20 protein-coding genes are annotated in these 26,706 nt (G+C 50.9%); 19 read left to right on the forward strand and 1 reads right to left on the reverse strand.

From position 1 onward, the window contains the following. Positions 1 to 11: 11 nt before the first annotated feature. The 15 genes from tssB (at position 12) to ACTJJ1_RS13945 (ending at position 20,374) form a co-directional block, all read left to right on the forward strand. The gene (tssB, locus tag ACTJJ1_RS13875; protein ID WP_062789730.1) at positions 12 to 536 is read left to right on the forward strand and encodes a type VI secretion system contractile sheath small subunit; all 525 of its coding nucleotides are present in this window, start codon (positions 12 to 14) and stop codon (positions 534 to 536) included. Between the two features lie 15 nt (positions 537 to 551). Beyond that, positions 552 to 2,051, forward strand: a complete 1,500-nt coding sequence (gene tssC, locus ACTJJ1_RS13880) for a type VI secretion system contractile sheath large subunit (protein WP_440834396.1) — start codon at positions 552 to 554, stop codon at positions 2,049 to 2,051. A 187-nt stretch (positions 2,052 to 2,238) separates the two neighbouring features. After that, on the forward strand, positions 2,239 to 2,724 hold the full coding sequence (locus tag ACTJJ1_RS13885) for an Hcp family type VI secretion system effector (protein WP_440834095.1): 486 nt from the start codon (positions 2,239 to 2,241) through the stop codon (positions 2,722 to 2,724). A gap of 145 nt (positions 2,725 to 2,869) precedes the next feature. After that, a complete protein-coding gene (gene tssJ, locus ACTJJ1_RS13890; protein ID WP_440834097.1) occupies positions 2,870 to 3,406 on the forward strand; it encodes a type VI secretion system lipoprotein TssJ in 537 nt (178 codons plus the stop codon). 3 nt (positions 3,407 to 3,409) lie between these two features. Then, positions 3,410 to 4,756 carry a type VI secretion system baseplate subunit TssK gene (tssK, locus tag ACTJJ1_RS13895; RefSeq protein ID WP_062789736.1) on the forward strand — a complete coding sequence of 449 codons (1,347 nt, stop codon included), beginning with the start codon at positions 3,410 to 3,412 and terminating at the stop codon, positions 4,754 to 4,756. Beyond that, positions 4,756 to 6,123 (forward strand): type VI secretion system protein TssL, long form, encoded by a 1,368-nt coding sequence (gene tssL / locus ACTJJ1_RS13900; RefSeq protein WP_440834099.1) that lies wholly within the window; start codon positions 4,756 to 4,758, stop codon positions 6,121 to 6,123. Before tssK ends, tssL begins: the two co-directional genes overlap by 1 nt. Before the next feature lie 11 nt (positions 6,124 to 6,134). Next, positions 6,135 to 9,962 (forward strand): type VI secretion system membrane subunit TssM, encoded by a 3,828-nt coding sequence (gene tssM / locus ACTJJ1_RS13905; protein WP_440834101.1) that lies wholly within the window; start codon positions 6,135 to 6,137, stop codon positions 9,960 to 9,962. 29 nt (positions 9,963 to 9,991) lie between these two features. Next, positions 9,992 to 10,684, forward strand: a complete 693-nt coding sequence (locus ACTJJ1_RS13910) for a T6SS protein Cts1T (protein ID WP_440834103.1) — start codon at positions 9,992 to 9,994, stop codon at positions 10,682 to 10,684. 60 nt (positions 10,685 to 10,744) lie between these two features. Next, positions 10,745 to 13,081, forward strand: a complete 2,337-nt coding sequence (locus tag ACTJJ1_RS13915; RefSeq protein ID WP_440834398.1) for a type VI secretion system Vgr family protein — start codon at positions 10,745 to 10,747, stop codon at positions 13,079 to 13,081. A 70-nt stretch (positions 13,082 to 13,151) separates the two neighbouring features. After that, positions 13,152 to 13,415 carry a PAAR domain-containing protein gene (locus ACTJJ1_RS13920; protein ID WP_440834105.1) on the forward strand — a complete coding sequence of 88 codons (264 nt, stop codon included), beginning with the start codon at positions 13,152 to 13,154 and terminating at the stop codon, positions 13,413 to 13,415. Positions 13,416 to 13,419: 4 nt separating this feature from the next. After that, positions 13,420 to 14,259 (forward strand): TagK domain-containing protein, encoded by an 840-nt coding sequence (locus ACTJJ1_RS13925; protein WP_440834107.1) that lies wholly within the window; start codon positions 13,420 to 13,422, stop codon positions 14,257 to 14,259. A gap of 17 nt (positions 14,260 to 14,276) precedes the next feature. After that, complete coding sequence (locus tag ACTJJ1_RS13930) at positions 14,277 to 15,074, forward strand: type VI secretion system accessory protein TagJ (protein ID WP_440834108.1); 798 nt, start codon at positions 14,277 to 14,279, stop codon at positions 15,072 to 15,074. 4 nt (positions 15,075 to 15,078) lie between these two features. Then, positions 15,079 to 15,564, forward strand: a complete 486-nt coding sequence (locus ACTJJ1_RS13935; protein WP_440834400.1) for a type VI secretion system baseplate subunit TssE — start codon at positions 15,079 to 15,081, stop codon at positions 15,562 to 15,564. A gap of 1,224 nt (positions 15,565 to 16,788) precedes the next feature. Next, on the forward strand, positions 16,789 to 17,409 hold the full coding sequence (locus ACTJJ1_RS13940) for a LuxR C-terminal-related transcriptional regulator (RefSeq protein ID WP_440834110.1): 621 nt from the start codon (positions 16,789 to 16,791) through the stop codon (positions 17,407 to 17,409). Between the two features lie 25 nt (positions 17,410 to 17,434). Continuing rightward, on the forward strand, positions 17,435 to 20,374 hold the full coding sequence (locus ACTJJ1_RS13945) for an autotransporter outer membrane beta-barrel domain-containing protein (protein ID WP_440834112.1): 2,940 nt from the start codon (positions 17,435 to 17,437) through the stop codon (positions 20,372 to 20,374). 891 nt (positions 20,375 to 21,265) lie between these two features. Here the strand turns inward: ACTJJ1_RS13945 and pepD are convergent. Then, complete coding sequence (gene pepD / locus ACTJJ1_RS13950) at positions 21,266 to 22,726, reverse strand: beta-Ala-His dipeptidase (protein ID WP_440834114.1); 1,461 nt, start codon at positions 22,724 to 22,726, stop codon at positions 21,266 to 21,268. Between the two features lie 324 nt (positions 22,727 to 23,050). On the opposite strand from pepD, the gene gpt reads away from it, so the two are divergent. From gpt to proB, 4 genes are all read left to right on the forward strand, one after another. Continuing rightward, entirely contained in the window at positions 23,051 to 23,509 is a 459-nt protein-coding gene (gene gpt, locus ACTJJ1_RS13955) for a xanthine phosphoribosyltransferase (RefSeq protein ID WP_004949082.1), read from the forward strand. Positions 23,510 to 23,650: 141 nt separating this feature from the next. Further along, the gene (frsA, locus tag ACTJJ1_RS13960; RefSeq protein WP_004949083.1) at positions 23,651 to 24,898 is read left to right on the forward strand and encodes an esterase FrsA; all 1,248 of its coding nucleotides are present in this window, start codon (positions 23,651 to 23,653) and stop codon (positions 24,896 to 24,898) included. A gap of 60 nt (positions 24,899 to 24,958) precedes the next feature. After that, positions 24,959 to 25,360: a sigma factor-binding protein Crl gene (gene crl, locus ACTJJ1_RS13965; RefSeq protein WP_004949084.1), complete on the forward strand. Its 402-nt coding sequence runs from the start codon at positions 24,959 to 24,961 to the stop codon at positions 25,358 to 25,360. A 240-nt stretch (positions 25,361 to 25,600) separates the two neighbouring features. Continuing rightward, positions 25,601 to 26,704: a glutamate 5-kinase gene (proB, locus tag ACTJJ1_RS13970; protein WP_006323805.1), complete on the forward strand. Its 1,104-nt coding sequence runs from the start codon at positions 25,601 to 25,603 to the stop codon at positions 26,702 to 26,704. Positions 26,705 to 26,706 lie beyond the last annotated feature (2 nt).

Below are 26,706 nucleotides of genomic sequence, written 5' to 3' on the forward strand. Positions count from 1 at the left end.
TATTTATTACTATGAGCAAAAGTAATTCGCAAAAATTTATTGCACGTAATCGTGCGCCACGCGTACAGATTGAGTACGACGTGGAGATTTATGGCAGTGAAAAGAAAATAGAGCTGCCGTTTGTTATGGGTGTTTTGGCTGACTTGTCTGGTAAGCCGCTGGAGCCGCTGCCTCCGGTTACGGACAGGAAATTCCTGAGCATTGATATCGACAACTTTGACGAACGTATGAAAGCCATGCGGCCTCGAGTGGCGTTCGCGGTGCCTAATACCTTAACAGGCGAAGGGCAACTGATGGTCGATATGACCTTTGAGAGCATGGATGATTTTGCTCCGGATGCCATCGCCCGCAAAGTCGATTCATTATCGCAGTTGCTTGAGGCGCGTACTCAGCTTGCTAACCTGCAAACCTATATGGACGGCAAGGCAGGCGCGGAAAGTCTGGTAATGAAAGTGCTTAAAGATAAGTCGCTGTTGAATACGCTGGCTTCGACTCCTAAGCCAAAACAGGCTGATGAAGCCACGTCCCAAAAGTGATGTAGAGAGAGAATGATGGCAACTCAAGCAGAAACAAATAAACAGGCTACGACGCAGGCCACAACGCAAAATGATTTTAATGCCTTGCTGACCCGTGAGTTTAAGCCGAAATCTGATCAGGCGAAAACGGCAGTTGAAATCGCGGTGAAAACCCTTGCCGAGCAGGCATTGACCACCTCGATCACCATTGCAGACGATGCGTACAAAAACATCGCGGCGATTATCGCGGAAATCGATCTCAAGCTTTCTGAACAGATAAACCTGATCCTTCATCACGAAGAGTTTCAGCGACTGGAAAGCGCATGGCGTGGCCTGCACTACCTGGTCTATAACACCGAAACCGATGAAAAGCTGAAGCTGCGTTTTATGGACATCTCAAAAGAAGACCTGAGACGTAATATGAAGCGCTATAAAGGTATCGCTTGGGATCAGAGCCCGATATTCAAGCAAATTTACGAAGAAGAGTATGGTCAGCTTGGCGGAGAACCTTACGGTTGTCTGGTGGCAGATTATCACTTCGATCACAGCACACCGGATGTGGATCTGCTTTCTTCTATGGGCAAGGTTGCCGCTTCCGCCCATATGCCATTTATCACTGGCGCTTCGCCGTCTGTGATGCAGATGGATTCATGGCAAGAGTTGGCTAACCCGCGTGATCTGACGAAAATTTTCACTCAAAACCTGGAGTACGCAGCATGGAACTCGCTGCGCCAGTCTGAGGATTCTCGTTATATCGGCCTGGCGATGCCGCGTTTCCTCGCCCGTTTGCCGTATGGGATCGACACCAATCCTGTCGATAACTTTAACTTTGAAGAAACGACTGACGGTGCGGATCACAGCAAATATGTTTGGTCTAATGCCGCATATGCGATGGCGGTAAACATCAACCGTTCGTTCAAAAACTACGGCTGGTGCACCATGATCCGCGGTGTTGAGAGTGGCGGTGTAGTGGAAGATCTTCCGTGTCATACCTTCCCGACTGACGATGGCGGCGTGGATATGAAGTGTCCGACTGAAATCGCGATTTCCGATCGTCGCGAAGCTGAACTGGCTAAAAATGGTTTTATTCCACTGGTGCACCGTAAAAATACAGACTATGCGGCATTTATTGGCGCTCAGTCCTTGCAGAAACCTGCGGAATATTACGATCCGGACGCTACGGCAAACGCGAACCTTTCTGCCCGTTTACCCTACCTGTTTGCCTGTTCGCGCTTTGCTCATTATCTGAAGTGTATCGTGCGTGACAAGATCGGTTCCTTCAAAGAGCGTGAAGATATGCAGCGCTGGTTGAATAACTGGGTGATGAATTACGTAGACGGCGACCCGGCAAACTCTTCTCAGGAAACCAAAGCCCGCCGTCCGCTGGCTGCGGCAGAGGTGGTGGTGGAAGACGTTGAGGGTAACCCAGGTTATTACCAGGCGAAGTTCTTCCTGCGTCCGCATTTCCAATTGGAAGGGCTGACCGTCTCTCTGCGTATGGTTGCTAAATTACCTTCGCTTAAAGATGTAGCTTAATCTCGATAAGTAAAATCTGAAGAATACTTATTTTTATTCTTCTTGGTAAATACGGCTACGCCGGGGTTTCTTGCGCACCGAAAAAGCCAGGGGTGATATTTTATTTAGATATAAATATTCCCCTGTCTTAATCTAGTCTGTTACACCCTGTGTAACTTTTTCAATGAGAGCAGATAAAGGAAATATTATGGCTCAGGATATGTTTATTAAAATTAACGGCATCGAAGGCGAGTCCCTGGATGCTTTCCATAAAAATGAAATCGAAGTGCTTTCATGGCAGTGGTCCAGCTCTCAGCATTCAAATATGCACAGTGGTTCTGGCGGCGGTTCCGGTAAAGCAACCGTAGACGACTTCTGCTTTGAGCACTATGTCGACAAAGCCAGCACCAATTTGCTGAGCTACTGTCTGTCTGGTAAACACATCAAAGACATTCAGTTTGTGGTACGTAAAGCGGGTGGCGATCCTCTGGAATACCTGACCATTAAATTCACCGATGTAATTATTACTCGTGTTGAAACGGCCGGTTCCCGTGAAGATGAAACTCGTCCGCGTGAAAGAGTGACCTTTGCCTTCACTAAAGTGACTCAGGATTATGTGATGCAAAATGCTGAAGGCGCTAAATCTGGTGTTATCTCTACCAGCTACGACGTTAAAGCTAACCTGCGCAGCTAATACTGCCGGGTAAACTAAAAAAGAGTTTTGCCGCTTCGGCGGCAAAACTCCCATCAGACGGAGAGGTAACAGGCACCAGGGTTATCTGATTAGTCACCAACAAAAAAATGAATCGTTCAGAAAAATAGATTGCGTAGGTGGGGATATGTTTTGCAGAACAGAAATAACAAAATATCGGCAGGGTATGCTGACGGGGGCAGTGGCGATATTGATGACAGTCGTTTTAGCCTCCTGCAGCAGTAGCAAAGAACCTAAGCCAGTAGCCGGTGAAATTAAAATAAATCTGATTGCAGACAAAGATATTAACCCCAACGGGCAGGGAAGGTCGGCACCACTAAATATATTTATCTTCAATGTAAAAGAAACGGATGTTTTCAGTAATGCAGATTTTTTTGAAATTGTTGATGGCAGTAGTAAGCCTGTGCAAAGCGCAGCTTCAAAAATTTATGAGGCGATACTACAGCCTGGAGAATCGCGCGCTGTTTTAATCAAACCAGACAGCGATGCCAGAACCCTCGGGTTTGTTGGTGCATATCGCGATCTTAACGATTCGCTCTGGCTGGTGAGTTGGGACTTACCAAAAAAGAAAAAGTCGTGGTGGCGGAAATTTTTTAGCGATGATTCGCTTGAATTGAATGCTCACTTCCAAAAAACAGCAATTACAATCAAAAAAATGGATTAAGCCGTGAGAACGAATAAAGTCGTCTGGAGTGAAGGGTTGTTTCTACGCCCGCAACTTTTTCAACAGCAAGAACGTTATTTTGAATATTACGCGCATAAACGCGCCTCGACGCTGAGCCCTTTTTACTGGGGATTCTCGCAATACGAAATCGACCGTGAAGCGCTGAGCTATGGGAAATTGGTTCTTCGTTCCGCGCGTGGTGTATTACCGGATGGCACGCCTTTTGACATCCCCGATCACGCGGATCTGCCGGAACCGCTAACGATTTTGCCTGAGCATCTGGGTAAGAGTATCTATCTGGCCGTGCCGCTGCGCCTTGATAACAGCGATGAAACCATTTTCAGCCAGCACGACGCCAGTTCACTGGCGCGTTTTCGTGCGCAGGAAGCCGAGCTTTGCGATACCAACTCTATTCGCCAGGGGCCGAAACCGGTACAGCTTGCCAAACTCAGATTGAAACTGGTTTCGCAGGCGGAGATGACCGAATCGTGGATCGGCCTGGCGTTGACCAGGGTGAAGGCGATTCAGCCGGACGGGAGCGTGCTGTTGCATCTGGAGGATTATATTCCCCCAGTGACCGGCTACGCAGCCAACCCTCTGCTTAGTGAATGGCTGACGCACCTGAACGGGTTGGTGAAAATGCGCGCAGAGATGTTGGCGAGCCGCCTGTCCTCTTCAGACGGCAAAGCTAGTGCCAGTGCGGAAATCGTTGACTATTTGCTGCTGCAAATTTTCAACAAGTATGAGCCGATCCTCGATCACCTGCGTCATATCCCCGAGCTGCCACCGATTGTGCTTTATGAAGAATTGGCCAAGTTGGCGGGGGAGCTGTCGACCTTTGTCCGCACCAAAACCCGACGCCCAAAAAGTGCGCCGGGGTATGACCATGCTCGACTTTATCCTTCTATTCGTCCGCTGGTGGATGACGTGAATGACTTGCTTAATCAGATTCTGGTACGGGCAGGGCAGCTCATCGATCTGCACGCCAAAGGCAATGGCGTCTGGTCGGCATCGATGTTGCCTACTGAATTGCGTTCGTTCTCGAACCTGGTGCTGGCCGTGCACGCGCAGATGCCAATGGATGTCCTGCAGCAGCAGTTTCAGGCACAAGCCAAAATCAGCGCCCCGCAACAGTTGCATGAATTGGTTCGTTCGCACTTGCCAGGGCTGGTGCTGCAGGGGTTGCCGGTTCCGCCGCGTCAAATTCCTTACAGCACGGGTTATGTCTATTTCGAGTTGCTTAAAAACGGACCTTTCTGGGAGAGGATCTCGGCCACAGGCGCGTTGGCGCTGCACATTGCCGGTGAGTTTCCCGGCTTGAAAATGGAACTCTGGGGAATCAGGGGCTGATGAAAGACGATATTAGCCAGCAGGCAGCGGCTTCTTCCGAACAGGCTCTCGAGGAAACAAACTCTCCGCAAGCGCAGGGAAAATTCCTTCTTGATGAGCAGGGTGACTGGATTCAGGAGCCTGCCATCACTCAGGCTAGCCAGAGCGCAGTGCCTGGCGTTGACGATAAGTCGTACAAAAATGAGCGGGTGTTGAAAAGCGAGAGCGTACAGCAGCGAATGCTGAAAGTGAGCAAGGCTGAGAATCCGCTGCTGGAGGCGGCTCAGCCTCTGCTGCGTGCGCTTAGCGATATGCCGGAGCAGATTACCGACATTTCCCACGTCGAGATCCTGAAAAATACGCTTAAAAGCCAGATCAATCTGTTCAGTATTGTCTGCGACGAAGTGAACATCCCGTGGAAAAAGATGGCGATAGTTCGTTATTGTCTCTGTACTGCGCTTGACGAAGCGGCGCATACCGCGCCGTGGGGGCTGGAATCCGGCTGGTCGCAGAGCAACCTGTTGAACCATTTTGAGGGGGACAACGATGGCGGGAACAAATTCTTCCTGCTTATCGGTCGTCTTTCCATGAACCCCACTGAGTTTGCTGATGTGCTCGAGGTGCTGTTGCTCATTCTTGGGTTAGGTTTCGAGGGACGCTATAGCATCATTGAAGATGGCGATCGCCAACTGACAAAAATCCGTCAGCGCCTGCTGACCCTGATTCAAAGTACCCGCGATACCACCCAGCCGGTACTGTCGCCGCATGGAATGCAGCCACATGGCGCGGCGCGGCGCGAGAAACTGATAGTTCCGGTAAGGCTGACTGCGATGTGCGCGGGCGTCTTGGTGGTTTCCGCTTTTATCTGGTGCAAGTACTGGCTGTCCGTGCGTGGCGATCGCATTACCAATGATATCTACGCGATGCAAAACATTAATGCGACCACGCCGCAGGTGAAAATGCGTCTGAGGCTGGCCATTTTACTTCGTAACGAAATTCAGCAGCAGTTGCTCAGCGTTGATGAAACCCAAAAGCAGAGCAAAGTCGTGCTGAAGGGCGATTCGTTGTTTTTATCAGGCTCGACCAAGGTCCAGCCGGAAATGGTGAAGGTCATCGAACGTGTGGCCCGGGAGGTTCGCCGTGTCAACGGAGATATCGTTATTGTTGGCCATACTGATGCAACGCCTATTGACCGACCGGGATTGCCCAATAACGTTGTGCTGTCGGAAAAACGTGCGGCGGAAGTGGCCCGCTATTTCATTGCGGCAGGATTGCCTGAGAGCAAGGTGAAAGTTAAAGGGGTTGGGAATGACCAGCCGCTGGCCTCCGATGCCACTCCTCAGGGGCGCGCGAAGAATCGCCGCGTAGAGTTTTTTGTCACGTATTAACGAGAGCAACAATGTCTTATTTTAATAGAGTCTTCGCGGCGCGGTTTCTGAAGGCGCTGCTGATAGTGTGCTGTATTGGACTATTGGTCGCCGCTATCTGGTTCCTTGGGCCATTCTTTGGATTTGGCGAGTCGCGTCCTTTGCTAAGCATTGAATCGCGTATTATCTTCATCCTGCTGGCGGTGTTTTGCTTGGTGAGCTGCTGGTTGCGTTGGCCGGTCTTCATTGTCATTACCGCTGCGCTTTGCGTACTGGTCTGGGTTCTTGGCCCCTTCTTGCTGGTGGGGGAAAAACACCCGTTAGCGCCGATCAGCGTCAGACTGGCAGTTATCGCAACTATATTGCTGATTACACTGCTGTATGGTCTGTGGCTGCTGTTGCTGGCGTTAAAAGATAACCCGGCGCTGCTCGATAAATTTGTCCGTAATAAAGCTCCAGCAGAGGAGAATGACACCTCTGAAGTTGTCTCCGCTATCGGTAATGCGGTCGATTACGTTAATAAAAATCGCAGCAACCTCTCCTTTTTCCAGCGCGTGTTTCTGGCGCGTAAGCCGCTTGATATTCTGCCTTGGTACATGATTCTCGGCACCGAAAATGCAGGGAAGACGTCTGCTATTCTGGCTTCCGGGCAGAACTTCCCGCTGCCGGAACAGCTTAACCAGGTCGGTAAATCAGCGCCGCAGACGCGTAATTGCGAATGTTGGTTTGCCAATGATGCCATCTATATCGATACCTCTGGGAAATATGTTAGTGAGCCAGGAAAGCATCTCAACGAATGGCGTGCGATGCTCAAAGCCCTTAAAAAGCACCGCCCGGTCAAAGCGCTGAATGGCGCAGTGGTCACGTTTTCCGCCGCCGATGTCATGGGGCGCAGCAAAGCGGAGCTGTTTGAGCTGGCGGCCAGCCTGCGCGCCAGAGTGGACGATTTACGTCAGACGCTGGGCGTACGTTTCCCGGTGTATGTGTTGGTCACCAAGCTAGATCAACTGCCAGGGTTTGCGGAGTATTTCAGGATCCTGACCGAGAAGGAGCGCGAACAGATTTGGGGGTGCACTTTCCCGTACGGTAATGGCAGAACCACTTCCGTGTCTGAGCTGCATGACCAGATAAAAGAAGAGTTTTTGTTGCTTGAAGAGCGTATCGAGCGGGAGATGATCGTGCGTCAGCAGGAAGAGTATGACAATCGCGATCGCAAGAAAATGTATGCGTTGCCTCAGGATTTTCACCTGCTTTCCGGCATGGTAGCCGAAGTGGTTAACAACATCTTTTTTGCCTCCCGTTACGATGAAACGCAGAGCTATACCCTGTTGCGCGGCATTTATTTCTCAAGTAGCCATCAGCCGGTTGATTTTAGTCTGCTGAATAACCAGAGCATTATGCGCAAATGGTTCAATTACGTTGAGAATAAAACCCCGACGGCAACGGCCTCCTTGGCTGCCCTGCAAGGCGATCGTGATTTTCTTATCAACGATGTGTCCTACGGCCGGCAGTATTTCCTTAAACAGCTGTTCAGCGACGTCATCGTAAAAGACGTTGATTTGGCGCGTCATAATCTGGCTAACGAATCGAAGTATCGCCTGCAGCGTTTTCTGGGACATACACTATGTCTCTTTGTGGCCTTTATCCTGTTGAATGGCTTCTATAACAGCTACCGTCACAATACTGAGTATCTGGATGCCGTGGAGACAAAGGTTGGCGCACTGAGCACCGAAGTTAACCGTTTTGTCAAAACCTCCAATGACAAGCTGCTTCCCCGCCTGCTGACATTGTCACAGTATCTTCCGGAATACGGCACGCTGGATATTTTCAACCCGGCTATGGAGTGGCGCTATGGCCTGTATACCGGTACGGATGTGGTGAACGCTTCAGACTCGCTGTACCAGTTCTTCCTTCAGAGGCTCTTGCTGCCACAGATTGAGCAGCAGGCTACCCAGGCGCTGCAGGAAGCGATTGATAACGGTAAGTCAGAGCAGATTTATGGCCGACTAAAGCTTTATCTACAGGTGTTTGCTCAAGGGAAGTTCGATCAGAAATATATGATCAACGGCATCACCGGACTGTGGGAAATGAACGGTAAGCTCCAGCCTTACGAAGAGCGCAGTACCTTCGTCTCGCATCTGACGAATCTCTTTGCCTCGCCCGAGTGGCGGCGTTATGGCCAGGCTGCGGATGAGGGGCTGGTGAAATATGCGCGGGCGATGCTGGAACGTCAGGACCAGGCCAGTCGCCTTTACGAACGCATCAAGGACTCGGCGGCGCAGGATGCTCCGGCCGATTTGACGCTCAGCGCGATGGCAAAATCGCGGGGCGGCGAGCTCTTTTCGTTGGCAGACGAAAGGGGGACGACGTCCATCCCCGGCCTGTTTACCCGGGCGGGCTATTACGAGCTATTTAAAAAAAAAATGGATCTAGGCCTGATGTGGCTAGAACGTGAGGATGCCTGGGTTCTGGGCAAAGGAAGCGACAACGCCTCGCTGCCTCCGGTGAAAGTCGCGGACAACGGCGTGCTGGTTAACCCGGTTCAACAGCAGATCCTGGCGCTCTACCTGGATGAGTACACCCGACACTGGCAAGAGTTTCTGAGCAACATCCGCATTAAAACGGATGTTCTGCAACTGGACTACGGCACGGCCGGGGTAGCTGCGAATGTTTACATGCTGAGGACGTTGAGTTCGGCGGATTCTCCACTCGCTAACCTGGTACGCCGCGCCGTAGCGGAAACCACGCTGGTGGGGAAGGAGGGTAAATCGTTGCTCGATAACGTCAATAATAAGGGACAGATCTTAAACGCGGTAGCCAAAGTGAATCTCGCCTGGGCCGCGGCGGAAAAGAAGCTGCTAAGAGAGCGGGTAGATAATCATTTTGCCCCGTTGCGCGAATTCGTCACCGGCAGCAACGAGCCGGCGGGAAATGAACGTCTGGCATCGGGAGGCTCGGAGTTGAACAAACTAATGGGAGCATTGAGCGAACAGTATACGTTGTTCGTCATTTATGACGATGCGTTGAAAAACGGTAACTCGATGGCGTTGTCAAATACGGCTCTGAACATTAGCGCGGAATCTCAAACCTGGCCCGATCCGTTGCCTAATCTGATCGGTCCGCTGATGGACGATGCCTATCGTCGTGCCAGCCGTGAAGCTATTGCCAAAAGTAATGAAGGCATCGAAGACTCTCTTGGCCGGGTATGCCGCACTACGCTGGCAGGGCGTTATCCGTTTGCTGCTAGCCAGCGAGAGGTGAAGTTGGCTGACTTTGAGCGTTTCTTTGCAGCGGGCGGATTGGCAGATGAATACTTCAAGAAAAATCTGGCGGATAAAGTGGATACCTCCTCTCATCCGTGGCGCTACAAAGGCGATACGGATGACAGCTATGCGGATATGCTGGATGTTTTCGAGCGTGTGGTAGACATTCGCGATGCCTTTTTCCAGGGGGAGGGTGGCCGGAAACTGGCGCTCGCTTTTGAGGTCTCCGTTCCTTATCTGGATCCGGCGATTACTCAACTGAATATGAATTTCGACGGTAAACAGGTGAATTACGCACACTGGCCGGTATCACCCACACCGGTAATCTGGCCTGCATCGCGCATGGCATCGAGAATTACGTTTAATGCTACCCCGCGTGTCACTTTTGGGTCTTCTGCGCTGACGTTTAGTGGCCCGTGGTCATTATTCCGTTGGCTGGATAGTGCCAGCGATATTGTTTATACCGACTCGGGGGAAACGGTCTTGGTTTACGATCTGGACTTGCGCCGAGTGCGTATAGAGGTCTCCGGATTGAATTTCAAAGACAGACTTGCTATGGATTTGCTGAAAGATTTCCGCTGCCCTGGCGATGATTAAAAAGTGGCAACCATACGCTAGAGGGAACTATGTCGCTACGCCTGTATTTACTTGTTGATGAATCACGTGTAGGCCTATTTCGCAGGTTGGGTAGGAGGCAGCGAGAGGTGCGCTCCATTATTACCCAACAAATACTTCCAAACATAGGCTCCTTAATGCTAGAGGGTTATTTACCAGAAAACTATCCGTGGTGCTTTGTTATTTCTTCTTCAGCGCTACGGAGTAAATATCACTACGCCGGTGCGTTTATGGTCTTTCGCGGTGAGCAGGGAGAGGAATCACTCGCTGTTGTATATAGCGCAGTGTCTTATCAGTGGCTGCAGAGAAATATGTGCGCTGAATTCCCACTGACTTTCTGGGCTGCGCGGATTTTAAATAATGTGCAGAAAAATGATCTGGTAGAAAAAAACTGGCGGCCGCTATGGCAATGGGTCAAAGCATTAAAACGAGCTTACTCCCCTTTTTGGGAGTCTTTTGCCTTGACGCCTGCCTGGCGCTTTAAAAATCATTCTCAGGTGTTACTCAGGGAGGGAGCACAGGAAGACTTTCACATTCGCAGCAGTGACGGTGTCGAGGTTATGCCGTGGAAAAACTGGCCTGGCTGTGTTCAGCAGGAGGCGGGTATCTGGATTTGGCGGCAAAGTCGGCACAGGAACATATTGGATTCACAGAGAATTCCGTTACGACGCGCTGAGGCTAAATCGCCTAACGCGTCATTCTAAGATATTCACAAAGCATCAGGTGATTATATGTCACGTACTATTAAATTAAGCAGCTCGGCGATGCCGGTTTTGCTTGGCGTGCCGGCGTTGGTAATCTCAAAACTGGAGGGTGAAGAGTCACTTTCTTCGCTTTATTCCTATGTGATTACTGCTAAAACGCCTGCTGATCCACTTATTCCCTGGCAGGCGGCGTCAAATGTCGATCTGAAATCTTTGATCGGCAAAGAGATGACTGTTGAAATTGAACTTGATGGCAATGGCTTGGGCGATCTTGTTGGGATTGGCAAAGATGTTCGCGAAATTTCTGGCATGGTACAGAAAGCCCGTTATGTGGGGCGTGACGGTTATCAGGCGCTTTATGAGTTTATTATTCGTCCTTGGCTTCATCTTGCAGAATTAACTTCAGATTTCAAAATATTCCAACAAAAATCCGTGGTGGATATTATTGACGAAGTGCTGGGTGATTATAACTTTCTCTTTGAAAAACGTCTGGCGGGAAGCTATCCCCTGCTCGATTTCCAGGTTCAATATGGGGAAACGGATTTCGATTTCATTGAGCGATTAATGGAAGAGTGGGGGATTTACTGGTTTTTCGAGCACAGCGGAAGAAATCACAAGCTGATTTTAGTTGATAATGTTGGTGCGCATAAGCGATTCCCGAGTGAAGCCTACCACGATATTCAGTATGCCCCCGATCGTCCGAAGATGGATCAGGAATACATCAGTCAGTTTCATTTCCAGGAGACCATCACTTCCGGGAAATGGGTTACCAATGACTATGATTTTACCAAATCACGCGCGGATATTATGGCACTGGACAGTAAGCCGCGTAAGACCAGTTTTAACCAGATGGAGATATTCCACTGGCCAGGTGATTATGAACAGCCAAATATCGGCGAGCAACTGGCGCGCGTTCGTATGGAGGAACGGGGAGCTTTAGGTTCACGTTGTGAAGGCTCCGGAGAACTGCGTGGTATTGCCTGCGGCTGCGATTTCAAACTGGTGAACTATCCCGTTGATAAGGCTAACCGTGAATATATGGTGCTGCGCAGTCACCTGGTCGTAGAGGAAGTAGACCAGTTGGCATCGCGGGATGAATTCCGCTACAAGTGCGATTTTACCGTTCAACCGACCACTAAAATTTACCGCCATCCGATGAGCGTGGATAAGCCCAAAACCAGCGGCCCGCAAACTGCCATTATCGTTGGTCCTCCGGGGGAGGAGATCTGGACGGATGAATACGGCCGGGTAAAAGTGCGTTTCCTTTGGGATCGCTACGGTAAAAACCGCGAGTCGGACTCTTGCTGGCTGCGAGTCAGCCAGGCCTGGGCGGGGAATAATTTCGGCGGGATTTACATTCCACGTATCGGGCATGAAGTGATTGTTGATTTTATCAATGGCGATCCCGACAGGCCGTTGATTACCGGTAGCCTTTACAACAACGTCACTATGCCACCGTGGGATCTGCCCGTTAATGCGACGCAAAGCGGGCTGATTAGCCGCACCGTCGGCGGGGGGCGCAGTAATTTTAACGGCATTCGTTTTGAAGATAAGCCGGGCCTTGAGCAGTATTGGGAACAGGCTGAGCGGAATATGAGCCGCCTTACCAAGCACAACGAAGACCAGACCATTGGTCTGAATTCCAACGTTAACGTTGGTGTGTCGCGAAAACTGTTCGTTGGTGCGAACTATATGTCTCACGTGGTCGGTAACAGCAATGCCATGATTGGGGCGGCGCTGGCTATCCAGGTTGGCGGGTGCCAGAGCGATAACGTTATCGGAGCCAAAGGGATCAATGTGGGCGGCGCATTTATGACAACCGTAGGGGGATATCACTCTCTTTCCGTTGGCGGCGCCCACCAGGTCAACGTTGGTGGCTACCACTCTCTTGCCGTTGGTGGCGCAAGCACCATGGTAGCCGGTGGTGCGATGACCTTCACAGCAGGTGGTGAGTTGATCATCTCTGCGAGTAAAATCAAAATTATCGGTTCTAGTAAGGTCGTTATCCAGGGCGGCGAGGTGGATATCAACCCGGGCGATTGCGGCAGCAACTGTGGCGGTGGCGGCGGCGGCGGCGGTGGTGGCATGATTGGTCTGCCGGGAATGCCGCAGATTCGCGGCCTGTTCGGCGTAACTATTCCTCTACCACCGCTGCCTACGCCTAAACCACCAACACCGACCCCAACGGTGACGCCAACGCCAACGCCAACGCCAACGCCGACGGTAACGCCAACGCCGACGGTAACGCCAACGCCAACCCCAACGGTGACGCCAACGCCAACGCCAACGCCAACGGTGACGCCAACGCCAACCCCGACGGTAACGCCAACGCCGACCCCAACCCCGACGGTGACGCCAACGCCGACCCCGACAGGTAGTGCAACGATAGAACCTTAACGGTTCATTTAAACCCGACGACGGAGTGTATTCGTCGTCGATCCATATGTTTTATCAAGGGAAGTTAATCATGCAAAACGCAGGGCGAGTTGGTGATGCCACCGCGCACGGCGGCGCAATATGCACTGGTTCCGGTGATGTCTATATTAATGGTCTTTCCGCCGCAATGGTCGGTACAAGCATTGCGCCTTGTGCCCTGGGACACGGCGCAGCACCTGTTGTGACAGGTTCAGGCAGCGTCTACATTAACGGCCTTCCCGCAGTGCGGATTGGCGATGTAACGGGTTGCGGTGCGGTTGTGGTGACAGGCTCCGGCGATGTGTATATAGGCTGACGATGTGAATATTCATTTTGAGTGGCCGCCATCGCGCCAGCCTATCGCACTGCTCGGAAACCTGACGGCAGATAATGCCGCAGTTTTAGATGTCTCAAGTGGGGTTTTCGGGCCCCATGGCAATGGGGCCGAGCAGGATACTGTTGCTTTTTACTGGCATATGGCCAGACCCGTGATCCTGAATTTATGCGCCGACCTCGTTTGCCGGCTGGATGGGGTTGAGCTCCAGTACGGAAGCGTTCATCCGCTGAGAGATAAAAGCAAAATTCAGGTAGGCCACTTTAAGTTGGTGATGACAGGCGGCACTGACGAGGTGGATGAGCAGGGGTTCTATCAGCTTATTTATCCGAATGGATCATGGCAGGCCGCAAACAAGGTTCCTGAAGTTGAGGAGATCCTTCCCAACGGAGGAAATTATATTAATGACCTGCGCTATTTCAACGAAGTGATACTGGCTCAGGACAAGGGGGAGGATGTTCTGAAGGCGCTGGAAGTGGAGTATAAACGCTTTCTTATCTGGTGGGAGCAAGATGGCGGGTACTACGGTGGGGGAAACGAGCTGGTCAACCATATCATCAAGACCGATCATCGTTTTGACATTATCAGGGAAAAGATTAAAGAAAAGACCTTAACCGAATGCATTGTCGCAAGGGATTTTCTTATGGAAAAAGTGTGGTCTGAGCTTGATACAGGTGACCATTTTGATGACATCTTCAGCGAAGAGGAAAAAGTGGATCTTCTCAAATCCCTCTCCCCAGAACATATTACTGCTAAAGGAAAATATACAGTGCCTGAACTGGTATTTCAGGATTTTTACAAAGTTGGTTTGGACTCTCACTATTAATCTAAGGAAGAATTAGTATGCAGGATTTTACTTTTCTCTCTCAGGCATTAAAAAACGCCTCGCTGGATGAAATATTCGAACAGGTACTGGCACAGGTAAAAGAGCACCCACAGGATTTGAAAGCAAGGGAAGTGCTGTTCAAATTGTATTGCGTTGAAGGCGTTTGGGATAAGGCTCTGCTGCAGCTTCAAACCTTGGCGATGCTGGATGAAGGGTTACAAAAGCAGACCGAACTGTATAAGAATTTAGTGTTCAGTGAAATGCAGCGTATGCAGATATTAACTGGCAAGCGTCCCGCGGTAACCTTGCAGGGAGATACCCCGGAGTGGATGGCAAAATTACAGCAAGCCAATGCGGAGCACTATGCGGGGAAAGGAGAGCAGGCGGAAATATCTCGTCAGGAAGCCTTCGAACTTGCGCCTGAAAGCGCCGGAAAAAGCGATACGCTGGGAGAATTTTCCTGGATAGCGGATAGCGATAGCCGCATTGGGCCGGTTTGTGAGTTTATTTATGCCGGGGGATATCGCTGGCTGCCCTTTTCCTCTCTACAGCAGTTGAGCGTATCAACGCCAGGAGATTTACTCGATCTCTTGTGGATCCCATCAACTCTTAAAATCGATGGCGAAGTCTATCACGGATTTATTCCGGCACGTTATCCTGTCAATAATAGCGACTCACAAGATTGTAAGCTGGGATTAAAAACAGAGTGGGCGACATTGTCCGATATTCTCTTTACCGGTAGTGGACGTAAGGTTCTGACTACCAATGTCAGTGAACATTCAATTATGGAAGTTAGCGACATTGTTTTCGGATAATTTCATTGGAAAAAATAGGCAATATCTTCCCACTTTGTTGGAACGTCTACAAGACGATGAGCCCAAAAGCCCGAACGATCGCGCAAGGCCTATTGATATAAAAGGGATGCGCAGTCTGGTACAAAAAGATATTGCCGATCTGATTAATCATACCAATATTGAAGATACGCTTGATGAATACCGCTATAAAAACGTCATAGAGTCGGTGCTTAATTATGGTGTTCCTGCATTAATTGGTACTCAGGAAAATCACCAAAACTGGAGCGTTATAGAGAAAGCTATTCGTAACACAATTTTACGTTTTGAACCACGCATTCTTCCCGAAACTCTACTTGTACGCTCATTGCAGGAAAAAGACACTGTGGCTCGACATGCTGTCATTCTCTTCGAAGTTAGGGGGTTGATTTACTGGAAACCCCATCCGGTTGATCTTTGCATGAGCGGCCGTTATGACTTTGAGTCAGAAAAGGTCGATTTAAAACTGCGGTAAGCGGATCGTAAAATGATCTCGTCTTTATTCACATTTTAGCTTGGGGTAGCTAGCTGCGGATTTCCACGGCTAGCGACCCCAAAAAATGTATTTCATTATTCAATTCATATTATTAAAAAATAAATAATTTATATATTAAAATTGTATTGAAATTTATTTGATATTTGCCGTGTACTTTATTTTATTGGTCTATTGTGCTGTTTTTTTTTACTTTGCGATATTTTTGTTTTTTCTCTGTGTATTGATTGTGTTGTGGGGTAAAAAATGTCTGTGTCGCTATAACGAAGGTAAATAGTTCTATTTATTTTAGTAATGTTACAGGTGTTAATCTAAATATTTTCTATAGATTAGTTACATAAACCCCGCTTTTATCTATATGTATCCTATATATCCATATTGGAAGCTATATGTTTGTTTAAGAATCCCCCAGATACTTTCCCTCCCTTAAAATAAAAGGTAGTCTTAGGAGTATGTTTAAAGCAAGCCACGTTCATAAACGTTCAGGTAATATGAGGGTTGGCTCACCTTTTCTCCAGAGAGAGAGGGGGGGCAGTATCACCGCGAGGTCAAGTGGGTTCATTCCGCATGACGTACCATTAATCTAAACAACGCTGTATTTAACGTGACGAAAGCACGCCGGGCAGCTGAAAGCGACAAAGAATTATTAAAAACGCTCGCTTTCGTGATCCTGAAAATCAGTAGCGTCATAACCGGGTGGTAAAACGGAAGAAGGCAGGCACGCCAGTGAATCAGATCTGCCGCTATACCTGACTTATCCTGAGCGTCTTTACGCCTGAAACCGGTTGTTGTCGTACCTAAATCAGTTAAACCGTCAGCTCAGTGTGTCACAGAGTAGTGCCTGCGGTTGACTGATATCCGATATTAATCGGGCCATGCAAACTTGGTTATCGCTGATGAGGCTGGCCGAAGAGTTCCGTAATGTTCCACCACGTTCAAAGGATGCAGTATTCAGCAGGATATATCGACGTTATCGGCATGAAGATAACCTCCTTTGCAACATTAAGCTTGAAAACAGAATGAGTAACGTTACGACGCTATACGGGATGTGATGGATTACATCATGTTTATAACAACAGATACCTTCATTGACGGCTGAGAGGTCTCAGCCTGGATGAATAATCAATGCCATTTAAAGGAATGAGCCTTAAAGGTGTCTGGGTATGTTTTTTGTTATAGATTGCAATTGAATGGAGATCGCAGTGCATGGGCGTGAATATGTTAAATATATTATTAATGGATTCTAACTTTTACCAGGTGTCGGGGTTGAGTTTCTTAATCTTAAAGCAACTCAAAGACGAAGGTTTAAATGAGGCATGTTTCTTATTGCCTTCACTGGAAAGTAACAGAGATATCGCTAACATAATCTTCCGTGATGACATGGTGACGATCAATGTTTTCGACAAAAAATATATTCCCGGCAAAAATGAAACAGAGCAGAAAGACGTTGATAAAATCACTATCCATGTCCCGTTTTGGGCCAAAAGCCAAACCCTAAATGATATTTCCAGGAAGATTTCCAAGATACTGATGATAGCTCGCGCAGATTATAATATGATTATCAATAAGGAGGAGTCGTACTGGAGCTTCGGTTTAAAAAAGTACGCGCAGCTCTCTGATACTGAAAATGATGTAATGATATTGATAGGTCGGGGATACAACAGCACAGAAATATCAGTAATCCTGAATCGCTCGAAAAAAACAATAGGCACGCATTATAGAAACGCGAGTCGAAAAATGGGCGTGGCGAATCAAGCAGAGTTCTATCGCTATGCTTCGTTTATTGCAAAGTGTCAGTGTGACGAACGGAATACTTTTTGCTTATAAACATTCTACTTAAAAGGAGTTAACTATGAATGATTGTATTAAAAAAAAACGGAATATTAGCTTGCTATTATATAGTCCGCTGTATGTTTCCTCCCTGTTTCTTGCCTCTGGGTCTTATGTGTGGGCGGCAAACAACGACACCATTATTGCAAATGGAACCGTCCGTTCCATCAATGACCTGACACTCGAAAATAATACTAACGGTGATTTCATCATTCAGGCAAAGAATGGGGCCGATTTTACAGCCACGCGATTACAGTTAAATAGCTCAGGCAGCCGTGGCGGCGGCGCCTGGATCGATAACAGTAAATTCACCGCGCAGGAATTACAAATTAACGTTAGCGGGAGTTCCGGTACCGGCATTTATCTGGCGAACAACGGCGAAGCTGTACTGAGCAACATCACTGTCCAGGGGCAGAAAAGTGCGCTGGGGCTGGTTCTGGATGGTGTCTGGTCCACGTCTCAGAGTATTGCAATAGCTCAGGTTAACGACAGTACTATTACTACCGCCGGAGGTGATGCCATTAGGGTGATGGCGGGAGAGTTGGCGCTAAATAATGTCGCCGCCAGTACCTTGGATAATAATAGCTATGCATTAAACGCTAATATGGCTGCGAAAATTGATGTCGAAGGGGGGCGCTTCGCCACTCAAGGCGTGTACAGCGATGCGGTGTGGATTGCCTCAAAAGATTCTTCGGTAATGATGAATAATGCAGTTATCACTACGAAGGGGGAGCGCGCCATCGCAGTCAATGCACAGCAAGGGGCTGCGAAGATCACAAACAGCACCATTGAAACGCTGGGGGGAAATGCCTATGGCCTCTATACAGAAAAACAGGTTCAGGGTGATGAACTGTCTGTTACTACCGCCGGAGCAAGAAGCGCGGGATTTTTCACCGCGCTTGGCGGGACGGGTACGCTGACAAACAGCACGATTATTACACGCGGCGAGCTTGCTCCGGGCCTCTTGGCCTATCCAGGATCGCAAATAACCGCGGATAATGTGCGAATCGAAACTGCAGGCAAAGAGGGTTTTGGGCTGTGGAGTAGGGCGGGCTCACTGAACATTGGCAACAGCCTTATTACTGCCTCAGGCGAAGGCGCTGTGGGGTTGTACGTAAATGGCTACTCCTCTACCACGCCGCTAAGCAATAACGTGTTACTGGATAATGTTCTGCTCAAAAGCGAGCTGGCACAGGTGATTGACGTCAACACTACCGATCTGGCGCTGGAGGTGAAAGATTCCGTTCTTAGCAGCGGAAATAACCAGCTTATGACCGTCAGCAACTATGAAGATGTCCTCGAGCCGGCCAATAACATCTACAGCCACGTATCACTCAATGCTAGCAACAGCATGCTAGACGGTGATATCGCGGTGGCGAACCCGGGTAATTCGGTAAACGTTAATCTCAGCTCTGGCTCCGTGCTGAATGGTGCAGTAAATAACGCATCATCACTGGCACTTGATAGCAGTAGCACCTGGAATATGAATAACAGTTCTGTTGTTAGACAACTCAGCAATAATGGTACTGTTGTCTTTTCCGATCGGAACAAATTCGACACCTTGACGGTGTTGGGGGATTACACCGGTAACAATGGAACACTGGTAATGAATAGCCTGCTGGGCGCCGATGATTCACCGGCCAATAAACTTATTGTTGCCGGGGATGTGCAGCAGGGAGCGACTAATGTTTCCATTAATGATCTTGGTGGGCATGGCGCACAAACTATTGAGGGAGTAAAGATTGTCGATGTCGGTGGCACCTCTTGGGGCCGTTTTGTCAAAACGGATCGTATCGTTGCCGGTGCTTACGATTACGATCTGATCAAAAAGGGGCAAAGTTGGTATTTGACCAGCAACCTGGTTAACCCCGAGCCTGCGCCAGAACCTATACCAGAACCTATACCAGAACCTATACCAGAACCGGAATCCGTACCTGCACCTGAGCCAATGCCAGATCCGCAGCCGACAAAGCCTTCGATTGTTCGCCCTGAAGGGGGGAGTTACACGGCCAACCTGGCGGCGGCTAATAACCTGTTTATGATGACTCTGCATGATCGCCTGGGGGAAACCCAATATATTGATGCGTTGACCGGCCAGCCGGAGGTGACCAGCCTGTGGTTACGTCAGCTCGGCGGGCGTAATGCCTGGCGCGATGGCAGCGGGCAACTGAAAACCCAGAGTAACCGTTACATGACTCAAATTGGTGGCGATGTTGCACGCTGGAGCACGGATGGACTGGATCGCTGGCATATCGGCTTCATGGCGGGTTATGGCAATAACCATAGCGCTTCCCGTAACCAGGTAAGTGGCTACGGTTCGAAAGGTTCCGTTGATGGCTACAGTGTAGGGAGCTACGCCACTTGGTATGCGAACAATGAAAAGCCTGCCGGCGCTTATCTGGACAGTTGGCTACTGTACAGCTGGTTCAACAACGACGTTAGCGGTGAGAAGTTGGCGAATGAGAACTATAAATCTCATGGGATTACCGCTTCACTGGAGGGGGGCTATACATGGAAAATTGGGCAATTCCTGGGGAGCCATGGCACGCTGAATGAGTGGTTTATTCAGCCACAGGCCCAAGTCGTATGGATGGGAGTAAGAGCTGACAACCTTCAGGAAGCCAATGGGACACAGGTTAGCGGTGAGGGGGATGGGAATATCATGACTCGGCTGGGCATTAAAACTTACCTTAAAGGCCATCACGCGCAAGATAACGGCAAGCAGCGCGAATTCCAGCCTTATATCGAACTGAACTGGTTGCACAATACGCGCCATTTTGCGACCAAAATGGATGACGTGCGTATTCGCCAGAATGGAACAAAAAACCTGGCCGAGGCTAAAGTGGGGTTGGAAGGGAAAATTAATCCTCGCCTGAATCTTTGGGGCAACGTAAGTGTGAAAATGGGTGATGTGGGTTATAACGACAATACCGCTATGCTTGGAATGAAATACCACTTTTAAGTCAAACCCGTCAGGTGGGTTTGCCTGCCTGACATCTTTCTCTATTAACAGGAATGTTAACGGAAAAGTATTGGTGTAGTCATCGTATTTTTAAGGATTAGGCACAGGGTATATTCTTGAAATTGCGAGTGGAATTAATGATTTTTATTTAACCCCTTATTTTATTTTAGCTTTTTTAATGAAAAGAAGGGGCTCTGGAGAACGCTGGTACGGCATGGCCGTTGATTCATGAGGAATGCTCGGTAGTGTGTAATGCACATCGAGAATACCTGACAGAAGCTATCGACATGATGTCAGATTATTATGTGTCCAGGGGCGGCAGGATGATTCCACCGCCAGGATGCTTTGGCGCGATATTGCCTTATAAACCCGTGCAGGTGCGGAGAATACCGCTCTTCGTACCTAACATATTCTGACGATATTAGCATTGCGTAATGACATATTTCATAAGGAGAAGAAATGATGCGGGCTTATATTTATAGATGTTGGTGTTCGTTGAGTACTCAATGGCTGTCCCTGGATTGGTGGTTCAGTGGTAAGGGTATTTGGGTTGGTTCCGTGTTGCTCTGCATTATGTTCTGGGGGGCTGCGTTGGGGCTGGTTATGTGGATATGGCAACCATAAGATGAATTTCGTTTATTGGCGAGCCTATAGCTGAAATGGCCGGCAAGTGACAGGTGGAAAAATCCTCTTGTGAAAAACCGTCTTCACGATGGGCCCTGGGGGGGCTTTGTTGGTGGTGTGGCAGACGGCGACTGCATTTTTCGCCGTATCTAAAAATCCGGAAACAGAAACGCTTCCGGATTTTTATGCAGTATAAAGAGTGGATCAGCCGACCTTAACCGATCGGCATTAGGTCCCTAACGGGCTTTCTCGCGTGTAACGCTTTAATTACGCGCGCTCAGGAATCGCTTTCAACAGCGCGGTCAGCAGCTTCCAGTACAGGCCGACGCTTTCGATATGTACCTGCTCATCCGGCGAATGTGGCCCGGTGATGGTTGGCCCAATCGACACCATATCCATGTTCGGGTACGGTTTTTTGAACAGACCGCATTCCAGACCGGCGTGGATCACCATGATGTTCGGCGTCTTGTTGAACAGATCCTGATAGATCTCGCGCACCAGATGCATGACCGGTGAGTCCGCGTCCGGCTGCCAGCCTGGGTAACCGCCCTTCGGCGCCACTTTGGCGTTGGCCAACTGGCCCAGTGCGGTCAGCATCTCGACCACGTAATCTTTGCCGCTGTCGATCAGCGAGCGGATCAGGCAGATGATTTCCGCTTCGTTCTCGCTGGTGGTGACCACGCCAACGTTCAGTGAGGTTTCCACCACGCCTTTTACCGCGTCGCTCATGCGGATCACGCCGTTTGGCGTAGCGTTCAGCAGGGCCAGGAAACGCTGTTGGCTGTCGGCGGTCAACGCCTGAGAGGCGCTGGTAACCGGCTCCAGCAGCACGGTGATGTTCTTCTCTTTGGCGGAAAGCTCGTTTTGCAGCGTGCTCAGGAAGGCCTGGCTCAGCGCTTTCAGCGCGTCGGCTTTTACCGCAGGCACGGCAACCACCGCAGAGGCTTCACGCGGGATAGCGTTGCGCAGGGTACCGCCGTTCAGATCCAGCACGCGCAGGTTCAGTTCTGCGGCATGAGCGAACAGGAAGCGCGTCAGCAGCTTGTTGGCATTGCCCAGGCCCACGTGGATCTCGGCGCCGGAGTGGCCGCCTTTCAGGCCCTTGAGCGTCAGTTTCAGCGTCTGATAGCCGGCCGGTACCGCTTCGCGCTGCAACGGCAGGGTAGTGATGAAATCAATACCGCCGGCGCAACCCATGTAGATCTCGCCTTCTTCTTCGGAGTCGGTGTTGATCAGGATATCCGCCTGCAGCCAGTTAGGCTGTAGCCCGAATGCGCCATCCATGCCGGCTTCTTCGGTCATGGTCAGCAGCACTTCCAGCGGGCCGTGTTCGACGCTGTCGTCAGCCAGCACCGCCAGCGCGGAAGCCATGCCGATGCCGTTGTCGGCGCCCAGCGTGGTGCCGCGCGCCTTGATCCACTCGCCGTCGATGTACGGCTGAATCGGATCCTTGGCGAAGTCGTGCACGGTGTCGTTATTTTTTTGCGGCACCATATCCAGGTGCGCTTGCAGGGCAACCGGTTTACGGTTTTCCATGCCTTTGGTGGCCGGCTTGCGCAGCAGGATATTGCCCACCTGATCGCGTTCGGCATGCAGATTCTTCTCTTTGGCCCATGCGAGGATGTGCTGTGCCAGCGCTTCTTCATGATAAGAAGGATGCGGAATAGAGCAGATTTTGGCAAAAATATCCCACAGCGGCTGTGGTGAAAGTTGAGACAATTCAGACACTATAGGTCTCCTGTGACAGCATTCTCAGCATGGCGTGAATGCCGCTCGGTTAGGGTGGATTGGCATCGGTGCGTTTTTGGCACGATCTCCAGAGAATATCACTTTATTCAGGGGCGCGCGCGTACCCTATTGCACTGTTTAAGGGAGGGAATGCACATATTTGACGTGTGATTGTTGGTTTATGCAGGATCAATCACCAGACGAAATACTTATGATTTCCACAGTACAACTGGTATTCGGCTCAACCAGTCTCTATAATCTCGCGCAACCTTTTTTCCCCTGATCACGAGTAAGCCACACCATTGCTGGCTGGGATACCATTTTATGAGCGAAAAATACGTTGTTACCTGGGACATGCTGCAAATGCAAGCGCGCAAACTGGCTCACCGCCTGCTGCCTGCTGACCAATGGACGGGCATTATTGCCGTAAGCCGCGGCGGCCTGGTGCCGGCGGCCTTACTGGCGCGCGAATTGGGCATCCGCCACGTGGATACCGTCTGCATTTCCAGCTATGACCATGACAACCAACGCGAAATGAAGGTACTCAAGCGCGCCGAAGGCGACGGTGAAGGCTTTATCGTGGTCGACGATCTGGTGGATACCGGCGGCACCGCGAAAGCGATCCGCGACATGTACCCGAAAGCGCATTTCGTCACTATTTTCGCCAAACCGGCAGGTCGCCCGCTGGTGGACGACTATGTGGTCGATATCCCGCAGGATACCTGGATCGAGCAGCCGTGGGACATGGCGGTGACCTTCGTGCCACCGATCGGCGGCCGTTAATCCCCGCTCACGCCAGTAAAACGCCCGGTTATGCCGGGCGTTTTCGTTATTTTGGTTTATCGTCCCAGAGTTAGGTACACTACCTCCAGTTAAGTAGGCTGTTTGCGGCCTACGGCCAGATTTACGGAGGCTGTTGTTACCATGGCACAAGCCAACCTTTCTGAAATCCTGTTCAAACCCTCATTTAAACACCCCGAGACCTCGACGCTGGTGCTGCGTGCGCGCAACAAAACCGGCGCCGATCTGCACTCCACGCTGGAAGGCAACACCGTCAGCAACTGGTATCGTATGCTCAACCCGCTGCTGTGGGCCTGGCGCGGCGTTGATCCGATCGAAATCAACGAAGTGCTGGCGCGTATTGCGGTCGCCGACGTGGAACATACCAACGACAAACTGCTCGATACCGTGATCGGTTACCGTAATGGCAACTGGATCTACGAGTGGGTGCATCAGGGCATGCTCTGGCAGCAGCGGGCATTGGAACAGCAAGATCCGCTGATCGGCGGCCAGTACTGGCTCAATGCCGTCAACTTTTACAGCATCGCCGGCTACCCGCACCTGAAAGGCGACGAACTGGCCGAACAGGCCGAGACGCTGGCCAACCGCGCTTACGAAGAGGCCGCGCTGCTGTTGCCTTATCAGCTCAAGGAGCTGGAGTTCCGCATTGACGGGGGAAGCAGTATTACCGGCTTCCTGCACCTGCCGGAGAAGGGCGAGGCACCGTTCCCGACGGTGCTGATGTGCGGCAGCCTGGATACTCTGCAGACCGACTACCACCGCCTGTTCCGCGAGTACCTGGCGCCGCACGGCATCGCCATGCTGACCATCGATATGCCTTCCATCGGTTCTTCTTATAAGTGGAAGTTGACGCAGGATTCCAGCTTCCTGCATCAGCAGGTGCTGGCCCAACTGCCTTCGGTGCCCTGGATCGACCATCAGCGCGTTACCGCATTTGGCTTCCGTTTCGGCGCCAACGTGGCGGTGCGCCTGGCTTATCTGGAGCCGCAGCGGTTGCGTGGCGTGGCCTGTCTGGGGCCGGTGGTCCACAGCCTGTTATGCGACGCCGGCCGCCAGCGAGACGTGCCGGACATGTATATGGACGTGCTCGCCAGCCGGATGGGGATGGCCAACGCCTCGGATAACGTGCTGAGAGTGGAGCTGAACAGCTATTCGCTGAAAACCCAGGGTTTGCTGGGCCGCCGTTGCCCGACGCCGATGCTGGCAGGTTACTGGGATCAGGACCCGCTCAGCCCGAAAGAGGAGGCGCAACTGATCGCGTCGTCCTCGATGGACGGCAAGTTAATTGCTATTCCACGTGCACCGGTGTATAGCAGTTTCCACAAGGCCTTGCTGCAAATGGCCCACTGGATGAAAGATAAAATGCGTTAATTTGTTGCTAAATTTTAACAATTTGTTAAAAAGAGTGGTCTACATTGAGGAGGTTAAAGAATGACGTTACCTAGTGGTCACCCTAAAAGCCGACTAATGAAACGTTTTGCCAGCTTGGGGCCGTACCTGCGTGAAGGGCAGTGCGAGAACGACCGTTTTTTCTTTGATTGTTTAGCCGTTTGCGTCAATGTCAAACCCGCGCCAGAGAAGCGTGAGTTCTGGGGATGGTGGATCGAGCTGCATGCTGAAGAGGCGCGTTTCACTTATGCTTATCAGTTCGGTCTGTTTGATAAGGACGGGCGCTGGACGCCGGAAAAGATTAAAGATACTGAAGTAAAAACCAAGCTGGAAACCACCCTGCGTGATTTCCATCGCCGCTTGGGCGAGTTGCTGGCGACGATGGAGCTGGCGCTTGAACCGGCCGATGATTTCAAAGAAAAACCGATTAAACTCTCCGCCTGACCCCGTTTGACTACAGTATTGTGCTGATTTCGCGTTGTGCCTGTTGGCATAACGCGTCTCTCCTGTTACAAAGTCCTTTGCACTCTTATTCTCATCATACCCTATAGCTTTCGAGTTGCAGCTAGGCGGCAAGCGCAGGAATCCCCAAGAGCTTACTAAGGTAAGTGACTGGGGTGAGTGTGAGCAGCCAACAACGCTGCAGCTTGAAAGATGACGGGTATATTACACGGCAGAAACACTATGAACGGCAGCCAGACATTGGTTGTGAAATTGGGCACCAGCGTGTTGACCGGCGGATCGCTGCGTCTTAACCGTGCCCATATTGTCGAACTGGTACGCCAGTGCGCACAACAGCATGCAGCGGGTCACCGCATCGTTATCGTCACCTCCGGCGCGATTGCCGCCGGGCGCGAACATTTGGGCTACCCCGAACTCCCCGCCACCATCGCCTCCAAGCAGCTGCTTGCGGCGGTCGGCCAGAGCCGGTTGATCCAACTGTGGGAACAGCTGTTCTCCATTTACGGCATTCACGTCGGGCAGATGCTGCTGACGCGCGCCGATCTGGAAGACCGCGAACGCTTCCTCAACGCGCGTGACACCATGACCGCGCTGCTGGACAACCGTATCGTGCCGGTAATCAATGAGAATGACGCGGTAGCGACCGCAGAAATCAAGGTGGGCGACAACGACAACCTGTCGGCGCTGGCGGCGATCCTGGCCGGGGCCGACAAACTGCTGTTGCTGACCGATCAACAAGGCCTGTATACCGCCGACCCGCGCAACAACCCGCAGGCGGAGCTGATCCGTGAAGTGCATGGCATTGACGACGCGCTGCGCGCCATCGCCGGCGACAGCGTTTCCGGGCTGGGCACCGGCGGTATGGGCACCAAATTGCAGGCGGCCGACGTGGCCTGCCGTGCCGGTATCGACGTGATCATCGCCGCAGGCAGCAAGCCGGGCGTGGTGGGCGACGTGATTGAAGGCAAACCGGTGGGCACCCGTTTCCACGCGCTGGAAACCCCGCTGGAAAACCGCAAACGCTGGATCTTCGGCGCACCGCCGGCCGGTGAAATCACCGTGGACGACGGCGCGGTCGACGCCATTATGGCGCGCGGCAGCTCGTTGTTGCCGAAGGGCGTTCGCGAAGTGAAGGGCGATTTCTCTCGTGGCGAAGTGATCCGCATCCGCAACCTGGCGGGGCGCGATTTGGCGCACGGTGTCAGCCGCTATAACAGCGACGCGATGCGCATGATTGCCGGCCACCACTCGCAGGAAATCAGCGAAATTCTCGGTTACGAATACGGCCCGGTGGCAGTGCACCGCGACGACATGATTGTGAGCTAAGG

The sequence above is a fragment of the Serratia sp. 22264 genome (genome assembly GCF_052045345.1).
Classification (GTDB): Bacteria; Pseudomonadota; Gammaproteobacteria; order Enterobacterales; family Enterobacteriaceae; genus Serratia; species Serratia plymuthica.